General features: G+C 28.7%; 8 protein-coding genes. 7 read left to right on the plus strand and 1 reads right to left on the minus strand.

The features are described from left to right. Nucleotides 1–517 precede the first annotated feature (517 nt). Nucleotides 518–1,237: a tRNA 2-thiocytidine biosynthesis TtcA family protein gene (locus BM027_RS17550; protein ID WP_090094471.1), complete on the plus strand. Its 720-nt coding sequence runs from the start codon at nt 518–520 to the stop codon at nt 1,235–1,237. 163 nt (nt 1,238–1,400) lie between these two features. Here the strand turns inward: BM027_RS17550 and BM027_RS17555 are convergent, their stop codons facing one another. After that, nucleotides 1,401–2,648 (minus strand): HD domain-containing phosphohydrolase, encoded by a 1,248-nt coding sequence (locus tag BM027_RS17555; protein WP_090094472.1) that lies wholly within the window; start codon nt 2,646–2,648, stop codon nt 1,401–1,403. 800 nt (nt 2,649–3,448) lie between these two features. Between BM027_RS17555 and rbsK the strand changes: the two genes are divergently transcribed. From rbsK to BM027_RS17585, 6 genes are all read left to right on the plus strand, one after another. After that, on the plus strand, nt 3,449–4,378 hold the full coding sequence (gene rbsK, locus BM027_RS17560) for a ribokinase (protein WP_090094473.1): 930 nt from the start codon (nt 3,449–3,451) through the stop codon (nt 4,376–4,378). 3 nt (nt 4,379–4,381) lie between these two features. Next, nucleotides 4,382–4,777, plus strand: a complete 396-nt coding sequence (rbsD, locus tag BM027_RS17565) for a D-ribose pyranase (protein ID WP_090094474.1) — start codon at nt 4,382–4,384, stop codon at nt 4,775–4,777. Nucleotides 4,778–4,793: 16 nt separating this feature from the next. Next, nucleotides 4,794–6,296 carry a sugar ABC transporter ATP-binding protein gene (locus BM027_RS17570; RefSeq protein WP_090094475.1) on the plus strand — a complete coding sequence of 501 codons (1,503 nt, stop codon included), beginning with the start codon at nt 4,794–4,796 and terminating at the stop codon, nt 6,294–6,296. An 18-nt stretch (nt 6,297–6,314) separates the two neighbouring features. Then, the gene (locus tag BM027_RS17575; protein WP_090094476.1) at nt 6,315–7,247 is read left to right on the plus strand and encodes an ABC transporter permease; all 933 of its coding nucleotides are present in this window, start codon (nt 6,315–6,317) and stop codon (nt 7,245–7,247) included. Nucleotides 7,248–7,304: 57 nt separating this feature from the next. Then, nucleotides 7,305–8,216 carry a ribose ABC transporter substrate-binding protein RbsB gene (gene rbsB, locus BM027_RS17580; protein WP_090094477.1) on the plus strand — a complete coding sequence of 304 codons (912 nt, stop codon included), beginning with the start codon at nt 7,305–7,307 and terminating at the stop codon, nt 8,214–8,216. A gap of 351 nt (nt 8,217–8,567) precedes the next feature. Further along, on the plus strand, nt 8,568–9,566 hold the full coding sequence (locus tag BM027_RS17585) for a LacI family DNA-binding transcriptional regulator (protein WP_090094478.1): 999 nt from the start codon (nt 8,568–8,570) through the stop codon (nt 9,564–9,566). The last annotated feature ends 139 nt before the right edge of the window (nt 9,567–9,705 follow it).

Here is a 9,705-nt window from a genome sequence, read left to right on the forward strand (position 1 = left end):
TACCCATAAAAGATTGCTCCTAATATGCATTAGGACAATCATTTATGGAACAACTTCAAATGAAGAAACTCTAAGCTTATTTTTCAATGCTTCTTCTACAAATGTTATTCCTATTTCTTTTTTTGAATATACATCATATCATTAAATGATTTGTATTATGAGACATCCCCTTATTTTTGTTATATAAGTTCTAATTAAGATTCTACAGTTAAAGTATCATATGTAATAAAATATGTGTCATATCTTTAATAGAACATATATATCTGAACCATTCTTTAAATTCTTAATGTTTTATATAAAGATATTTTGTGATAATCTATTTATATAAGTAACATTTAGAAAAATAAAGTCGATATGCTAGTTTATTTTGTGTGATGCTTTGTAAATAAGTTTAGCTAATAGCTTTCTATAAACTATGCTTACTTCCCTATCTGATACAAAATATATGTCACATCCCTTGTTGTTATTTTTTTGAATATGTCTAATATGATTAATTTATATTTGGGAGGACATTTACATGCAAAAACTTCTTACTAAAATGCGTCAAGCAATAAATGATTTTGATTTAATCAAGGATGGAGATAAAATTGCTGTTGGACTTTCTGGCGGAAAAGATAGTGTAACATTACTTCACCTTTTGAATTCATATAAAAAATTTTCACCTCAATCATTTGATTTAATAGCAATAACATTAAATCCAGGTGGTGTTGATAATTCTCCTCTTCATATCCTTTGTAAGGATTTAGAGGTTCCATTTTATGAAATACAAACTAATATTAAAGAAATTGTATTTGATTTAAGAAAAGAAGAGAATCCATGCTCGCTATGTGCAAATCTTAGACGTGGTGCTTTAAATAATAATGCAGAAAAATTAGGATGTAACAAAGTTGCACTAGGTCATCATAAAGATGATGCTTTAGAAACACTTATGTTATCTATATGTTATGAAGGAAGAATTAATTGCTTTTCACCAAAAACATTTATGCATAAAAATACTATAACATTAATAAGACCTATGGTTTATATAGAAGAACACTCTATTAAAAGCGTTGCTAAAAAATATAATTATCCAATTATTAAAAATCCATGTCCTGCTGATGGTAAAACCAAAAGACAAGACATGAAAGAATTGATTAAAGAACTTGATGGTAAAATCCCTGGATTTAAGAAAAATTTATTTGGTTCTCTTAATAACTCTAATCAACTTTTTATTTGGAATAAGAACTTAATAAAATAAATATGCATACTGGTCTGTTATTTTTTGAATATGCCTAAGAAGGGTATATTCTATCCTAGAAGCTATGTATAGCTGGGGAGAAGAAAATACTAATGGCTCCTATGAATTTATTAAAAAGCTTTGTGATTAATAGTAATTATTATATAAAAATTACTAAATATTATTATGCAAATTTTTCTAATAAATTACTATATTCACTTTCGAGGTTTTCATATAAATTCATGAGTTCATTAGTTTCCTCTTTAACTTTTTTAGTTATATGATCATAGTTTTTTAAAACTAAATTAACAATTTCTAAATCTATTTTTTTCTCACTTGCCATACTTGTTAATATACTTATTATCTTAGACTTACTAAATTCATCTTTATAACTTCTTACCCCTGTTAATGCACTAAAAATATCAGCAATTGCAACTATTCGAGCTTCTTTTGATATTTCCTCATCTTTAAGTCCAAAAGGATATCCTGTGCCATCTAGTTTTTCATGATGTGCCATAGCTATATCCCTAATATCATCAATACCTAAATTACTTAACATTTTATATCCTATATCTACATGGCTTTTCATTATTTCAAATTCTTCTGTAGTAAGTTTCCCTGGTTTTTCTAATATACTTACAGGTATGGCTATTTTCCCTATATCATGAAGTGTAGCTGCAATTTTAATTCTTACAGCTTCATCCTCATCTATTCCATACAGCTTTGCAATTTCATAGCTTGTACCTTCTACTACTATTGTATGTCTTACTGTAGCTTTACTTCTAAAATCAATTGTATAAGCTAACATTTTAATGTATTTTATTATTTCTTCTTTATTTATACTTTTAATATCAAAAAAATCATATAATTCTTTTTTGTAAATATTACTACTAAGATATTCATTAAAATTAGTTGATTTACTCGCTTCTAAAAATAAATTTATGTTTTCCTCTAAATAATCTACCTTTTTATTTATAATTATTTTTTCTTCAATTACATTATTCTTTAAATGAATTAAAGCTATATAATCTGCTAACCCAAGAATTAATGCCTCATTAGGTATATGGATTTCACTCCTCTTTTTTAAATATCCTGCTGTAAAATGATGTCCTAATACGACTTCTGACAAATCTGCTACAGGCGAAAAATACTTTATAAATAGTGATCCATAAATTGCATGATTAATTGGAGCAATTGAATCTATATCCAATAACTTATCTCTTTCAGTTACTTTATAAGCACCTATATCATGAAAAATTGCTAATGTACATAATTTTAATATATGATCTTGACTATATTTCCCCTGTGTCTTTAACATTTTTAATAATATATATGCTACTTTTTCTCCATGGTCTAATAAACGTTTGTCTACAGAATTTAATCCCCTTTGTATAATTATTAAAATATCCTTTAAACTAACTTCTTTTTTCATTTAACTTAACTCCTTGATTTAAGACTTATATACCTAAGTACAACTTAATTATAATTATTCATAAAATTATAGCTATATATTCTAGGCTATTTTTTAAAACCATGTTGATATTGTTACATATTGTTCAGAGTGCTAAAGAATTGGACTTAAGAGCATCTAAATGAGTATAGCCCCATTCCAGCTTGTTCCAAAAGCAAGTTTTGGACAATCGATTAATGTGACAATACTCATTAAGAGTTCTAAAAGTCAAATTCTAATGCACACTTCGCAAAAATGTAACAATATCAACACTCTATTAAAACAGAGCGTTATTTAAAACTACCTAAGGCATCTCCAAATACAAAATCACTCAATACTTCTAATATTCCTCTCTTATCTCTATATGCTACATTATATTATATATATCGTTAGTTTGACAATTTATGCAATATTTTTTTGTTAATATTACTTAATAAATTTAAATGAAGAATGATTTTTAGAACATATATATTTGTTATTTAAGTTGTTCTTCTAAATTATAAGAATAACTTAAATAATATTTTTGAACTATGTGGATAACATAACATGAGAATCTAATTATGTTATTAAGGAGAATTTAATATGAGCAACAAAGTTGCTTTCTCTATTTTTTTATTACTCATCATGTCAATATTTATAAATATTTAAGAGAAATTAGTATTGTAAAAATATTCTAGAAAAAATTATTAAAAAATACTTGAAAAACGTTTACAGGTAAGTTATTATATAGTTAACCGGTTTAGTGAAACGGTTAACTAAAGTTTTAAACGGGAGATGAGATCATGAATAAGGTTTGTATACTTGGAAGTACTAATATGGATTTAGTTTTAAAAATTAAAAGTATGCCAAAAGAAGGCGAAACTATATTATCTAAAAGCTTTGAGAAAATACCAGGTGGTAAAGGAGCTAATCAAGCTGTAGCAGCTAGACGAAGTGGCGCAGATGTGTGTATGATTTCAAAAATAGGAAAAGACGACAATGGAGATTTTTTAATAAATGAATTAAAAAAGGATAAGATAAATACAGAATGTGTTTTTATAGATGATTTACAACCAACTGGAATGGCTATGATAATGGTTAATGAAGGTGGAAATAATTCAATAATAGTAGTTTCAGGAGCTAATATGACTATAAACAAAGATGAGATTAATAAGTCAGAAGAATTCATTAAAAATTCAGATATAATAATATCTCAATTTGAGACTCCAGAAGACATGACTATTGAAGCTTTTAAAATAGCTAAGAAGTATGGAAAGGTAACAATATTAAATCCAGCTCCAGCTAAAGAAATTCATGAAGAACTTTTAAAAGTAACAGATATAATAGTTCCAAATGAAACAGAAGCAGAAGTTTTAACAGGAATCAAGGTAGATAATGCAGATGATGCTAAAAGAGCAGGTGAAGCCTTCTTAGAAAAAGGCGTAAAATTTGCAATAATAACTTTAGGCTCTAGAGGAGCTGCTGTAATAGGAAAAGACTTCTATGAAGTAGTTCCAGCTTATAAAGTAAATGCACTAGATACTACAGCAGCAGGAGACAGTTTTATTGGTGGGTTAAGTTCAAAACTAGATGTTGAAAATATAAATAAAGATACCTTAGTACAGGCTATTACTTTTGGAAATAAGGTTTCATCTATTACAGTTCAAAGAGAAGGGGCTCAACCATCAATTCCATATTTAAAAGAAATAGTACAATTGTACGGAGAGGAGTAATTTATGAGGAAGACAGCATTATTAAACAGTGATATATCAGAAGTAATTTCTAAAATGGGACATAAAGATATGATAGCTATAGGTGATTGTGGATTACCTATACCTGATGAAACAAGGAGAATAGATTTAGCAATTATAAAGAATCTTCCAACTTTTATAGATACACTGAAGGCTATTTTATTAGAATTACAGGTTGAAGAGGTTATTTTAGCCACTGAAACAAAGGATATCAATCCTAAAGTCTTTGATGAAATAAAAGAAGAAATAAAAGATACCAAAATAACATTTATCTCTCATGAAGAATTAAAAGTTAAGTTAAAGGAATGTAAAGCCGTAGTAAGAACTGGAGAGCAAACTCCTTATGCAAATATAATTTTAAAATCAGGAGTTGTTTTCTAAAAAAGGGGGAATTGTAATGGAAACAAAGAAACCTATGCTAAAGATGGAAAATATATCGAAAATGTTCCCAGGAGTAAAAGCACTAGATAACGTTAATCTTACAGCTTATGGCGGAGAAGCAACGGCTCTAATGGGAGAAAATGGAGCTGGTAAATCTACTTTGATGAAGATTCTAAGTGGAGTTTATACTAAGGATGAAGGAAAGATATTTATCGAAGGTCAAGATGTAAATATTAGAGGAATAAGAGAAGCAGAAAATTTAGGAGTTGCTATAATACATCAAGAGTTAAGTGTTATTCCAAATTTAACTGTGGCAGAAAATATTTTCTTAGGTAATGAAAAATTTTCTAAATATACAAGGAAGGTAAATAAAAAGCTTTTAATAGAAAGAAGTAAATTATTCTTAGATCAAATAGGATGTAATGTGGATCCAGAGGCATTGGTAAAAGACATTAATGTTGGTGAAAAACAAATGATAGAAATTGCAAAAGCCTTAACTAAAAATTCAAGTATAATTATAATGGATGAACCAACAACTGCTCTTACTGATGTAGAAACTAAGAAATTATTTAATGTAATTGAGAATCTTAAAAAGAAAGGTATAGCTATAATATACATATCCCACAGAATGGAAGAAATATTTGCAATGTGTGATAGGGTAGCAGTACTTAGAGATGGTAAGTATGCTGGTGAAGCTAAGGTTGCTGATATTGATAATGATAAATTAATATCAATGATGGTAGGAAGAACTATAGATGATCAATTCCCATATAGAAAAGTTGAAACAGGAGAAACAATATTAAGTGTAAAAAACTTAAATTATGAGAAGAGAGTTAAAAATGTTTCTTTCAAAGTTAATGCAGGTGAAATACTTGGAGTAGCAGGTTTAATGGGAGCTGGTAGAACAGAACTTGCAAAAACCATATTTGGAGACTTTAAAGCTCAAAGTGGAGAAATATTTATAGATGGTGAAAAGGTAAATATAACGTGTCCTAAAGATGCCATAAATAAAGGAATATGCTATTTGCCAGAGGATAGAAAAAAAGAAGGATTAATTTTGAGTATGTCTGTAGCTGAAAATATGACATTAGGAAATCTACAAATGTATGAAGATAAGTCAAAGCGTGTTAATAAATCTTTAGAAAAAAAAGATGTAGAAGACTATATTACAAAACTAAGAATAAGAACTCCAAATGCTGAACAACTTATAAAAAATTTAAGTGGAGGTAATCAACAAAAGGTTATTTTAGCAAAATGGTTATTATTATCACCAAAGATTTTAATTATTGATGAACCTACAAGAGGAATTGATGTAGGTGCTAAGAAGGAAATATATGAATTATTAAATAAGTTGAAATCTATGGGTAAAGCTATAATAATGATTTCTTCAGATTTGCCAGAGGTTCTCGGTATAAGTGATAGAGTTATGGTAATGAGAGAAGGATCAGTATCTGGAGAACTCTCAAGAGATGAAGCTAATCAAGAATCAGTAATGAAACTAGCCGTAGGTATAAAGTAAAAAAAAGGTGGGATGATTATGCAAAGTATTAGAAATAAAAACTTATCAAAATATAAATCATTAATAGGACTTTTCATATTATGTATAGCTATTTCTATACTAACTCCAAGATTTTTATCAGTATCAAATATAACTAATGTATTAACTCAGGTTTCTGTAAATGCAATAATTGCTATAGGTATGACATTTGTAATTCTAACAGGAGGAATAGATTTATCAGTAGGATCAACACTGGCCATTAGTGGTGCGTTAGCTGCGTCTATTATTAACTCTAACGGAAACGTATTCCTAGCTGTAATAGTTGCAGTTGCAGTAGGTATTGTAGTAGGTCTTATTAATGGAATGCTCATTTCAAAAGGAAAGATTCAAGCATTTATAGTTACTCTTGCTTCAATGACTATATTCAGAGGTGTAACGTATGTATTCACTAATGGAAATCCTATATCTGGACTAACAGGAAGCTTTAATTCTATAGGAAATTTAAAAGTAGGGATATTACCACTACCAGTAATAATTACAGCTCTAATGGTGGCAATAGCTTATTATGTATTAACTCAAACAAGATTTGGTAGATATCTATATGCTTTAGGTGGAAATGAAGATTCAGCAAGGCTTTCAGGTATAAATACAGATAAAATAAAGACTTTAGTATATGTAGTTTCAGGAATAGCTGCTGCTTTAAGTGGTGTTATTATAACTAGTAGAATTGGTTCAGCGTCTCCAAATGCAGGTTCAGGATTTGAATTAGATGCAATCGCAGCTGTAGTAATAGGTGGTACCAGTCTTGCAGGTGGAGAAGGAAGTGTAATGGGCACTATAATCGGTGCATTAATCATAGGAGTTTTAAACAATGGACTAAATCTTCTTAATGTATCACCATTCTATCAATTAATAATAAAGGGAATAGTTATACTAGTTGCTGTATTATTAGATAAAAAGGGGAGAAAATAAATCTAGATAATTAAAATAAATATAAATAATTTATAATACAAAGAGGAGGAAATATTCATGAAAAAAAGAAGCTTAAAATTATTATCACTTACTATAGCTGGAGCATTAATGGTGGGCGGTTTTATGGGGTGTTCTCAACAAAAGAGTAATGACAAAAAATTAGGTATGGTTCTTTCAACATTAAATAATCCATTTTTCGTTTCAATGAAAGAAGGAGCAGAAAAGAAAGCTAAGGAAATGGGATATGAACTAGTAGTTTTAGATTCACAAAATGATTCTACTAAAGAAAGATCAAATGTTGAAGATCTGGTACAACAAGGTGTAACTGCATTAATGATAAATCCAACAGACAGCGATGCGGTTAAAAATTCAATACAAGTTGCCAACGATAAAAAGATACCAGTAATAACTTTAGATAGAGAATCAAATGGTGGTGAAGTTGCTTGTCATATATCTTCTGATAATGTAAAAGGCGGAAATATGGCAGCCGAATATATGTTAGAGACTTTAAAAGATAAGCAAAATATTAAAGTAGTAGAACTTCAAGGCGTACCAGGTGCTTCCGCTACAAGAGACAGAGGTAAAGGTTTCCATGACGGGATAGCTGGTAAAAGCAATGTAAACGTAGTAGCAAGTCAATCTGCAGAATTTGATAGACAAAAAGGATTATCAGTAATGGAAAACATAATTCAAGCAACTCCAGATTTTGATGTAGTATTTGCTCAAAATGATGAAATGGCTTTAGGTGCAATAAAGGCTTTAAAAGCAGCTAACAAAAATGTTATGGTTATAGGATTTGATGGAAATGCAGATGCAGAAACAGCTGTAAAAAATGGTGACATGACTGCAACTATCGCTCAACAACCAGCATTAATGGGAGAGCTTTCAGTAGAACAAGCAAGTAAAATCTTAAAAGGTGAAAGTGTAGAAAAACAAGTACCAGCAGATTTAAAGGTATTAAAAAAATAAATATAACTACTAATGAAGATCTCTACATTTAGTAGAGATCTTTTATTATTATGTATCACAAAAAAAGTTAGTCAAGCTTAGTGCTGAAAGTACAGTTTAGTTAATGTATAAAAAACCTATAAATAAAGTTAGATTGTCTACTAATTCAGGATTAAAAAATATTGGCTATATGCTATAATAATATGAAATATACCTTTATTCAGATGGAGTTTCACCAATAAAGGTAGATTACTCTAAAAATTTTAGTTTAGTAAAACTAATTGTTTTTCAGTATTAGAAGTTTTCTACAGAATATGGAACTCTTACAGTTAAAAGTAATTGGATAAAAGTAATATTTGTGGAGGGGATATTGTGAAAAAAGTTACTATAATGGATATAGCCAAGAAAGTAAATGTTTCAAAGACTACTGTTTCTATGGTTTTAAACAATAAGGAAATAAATGTATCAGATGAAACAAGGAAAAAAATTTTTAAAAGCGCTAAGGAAATGAATTATATTCCCAATACTATAGCTCGAAGTTTGAGTACCAATAAAACTAATACAATTGGTATAATATTGCCTGATATAGAAAATCCATTCTTTGCAATGATGGCAAAGACAATAGAGGATACTGCAGAAAAACTAAATTATAATGTTATTTTGTGTAATTCATATAACAATACAGCTAAAGAGGAGAAATATGTAAAATTACTTATAAGTAAATTAGTTGATGGTGTGATATTTGCAGCAGGTGGTAAAAGTGAACATAATTTAAATATATTAACGAGCAATAAAGTTCCTTTTGTTTTAGTAGATAGATATGTAGAATCAATAAACGAATATAGTGGCGTATTTTGTTCAAATGAGCAGGGTATAAAGTTAGGGGTAGACTATTTATACTCAAAAAATAAAAGGAAAATAGCTTTTGTAACGGGACATAAGGATTTAAAAATTGGTGAAATTAGATATAATGCATATAAAAAAATCGCAGAAGAACTTGGAGTTTATGATGAAGAGTTAATAATTAGAGATGATTTTACCATAGAGGGTGGAATGAATAGTACTAAGAAATTGTTAGCACTTAATAAAAAAATAGATGCAATTTTCTATAGCAGTGATGTTATGGCATTAGGTGGATTTAAGGTGTTAATTAGAGAAGGATATAGAGTGCCGAAAGATATTTCTATTTTAGGCTATGACAATATAAATATATCATATATACTAGAGCCTGAATTAACTACTATTTCTCAGCCAATTTATGAAATGGGACAAAGTGCCTGTGAATTATTAGTAAATATGATTAATGGGACTACAGAGAATTTAACCATAAGTTTAAATCCTACTTTAATCGAGAGAGATACTGTTAGTTAGGAAAAAAGCTATCAAGTATATATCAATTAACTTGATAGCTAACTGGCCCTGTAAATAATTTTGTGTAAACTGAATAAAATGAACTTCTTCTTGGCAATAATTGAGATAACAATTTATTACAAGAAGGAGTTTTTTTATA

Source organism: Clostridium uliginosum (genome assembly GCF_900112485.1).
Lineage (GTDB): Bacteria > Bacillota > Clostridia > Clostridiales > Clostridiaceae > Clostridium > Clostridium uliginosum.

Coding starts and splice junctions, on each gene's coding strand:
- BM027_RS17550 (WP_090094471.1), top strand. CDS start 518: ATGCAAAAACTTCTTACTAAAATGCGTCAAGCAATAAATGATTTTGAT.
- BM027_RS17555 (WP_090094472.1), bottom strand. CDS start 2,648: ATGAAAAAAGAAGTTAGTTTAAAGGATATTTTAATAATTATACAAAGG.
- rbsK (WP_090094473.1), top strand. CDS start 3,449: ATGAATAAGGTTTGTATACTTGGAAGTACTAATATGGATTTAGTTTTA.
- rbsD (WP_090094474.1), top strand. CDS start 4,382: ATGAGGAAGACAGCATTATTAAACAGTGATATATCAGAAGTAATTTCT.
- BM027_RS17570 (WP_090094475.1), top strand. CDS start 4,794: ATGGAAACAAAGAAACCTATGCTAAAGATGGAAAATATATCGAAAATG.
- BM027_RS17575 (WP_090094476.1), top strand. CDS start 6,315: ATGCAAAGTATTAGAAATAAAAACTTATCAAAATATAAATCATTAATA.
- rbsB (WP_090094477.1), top strand. CDS start 7,305: ATGAAAAAAAGAAGCTTAAAATTATTATCACTTACTATAGCTGGAGCA.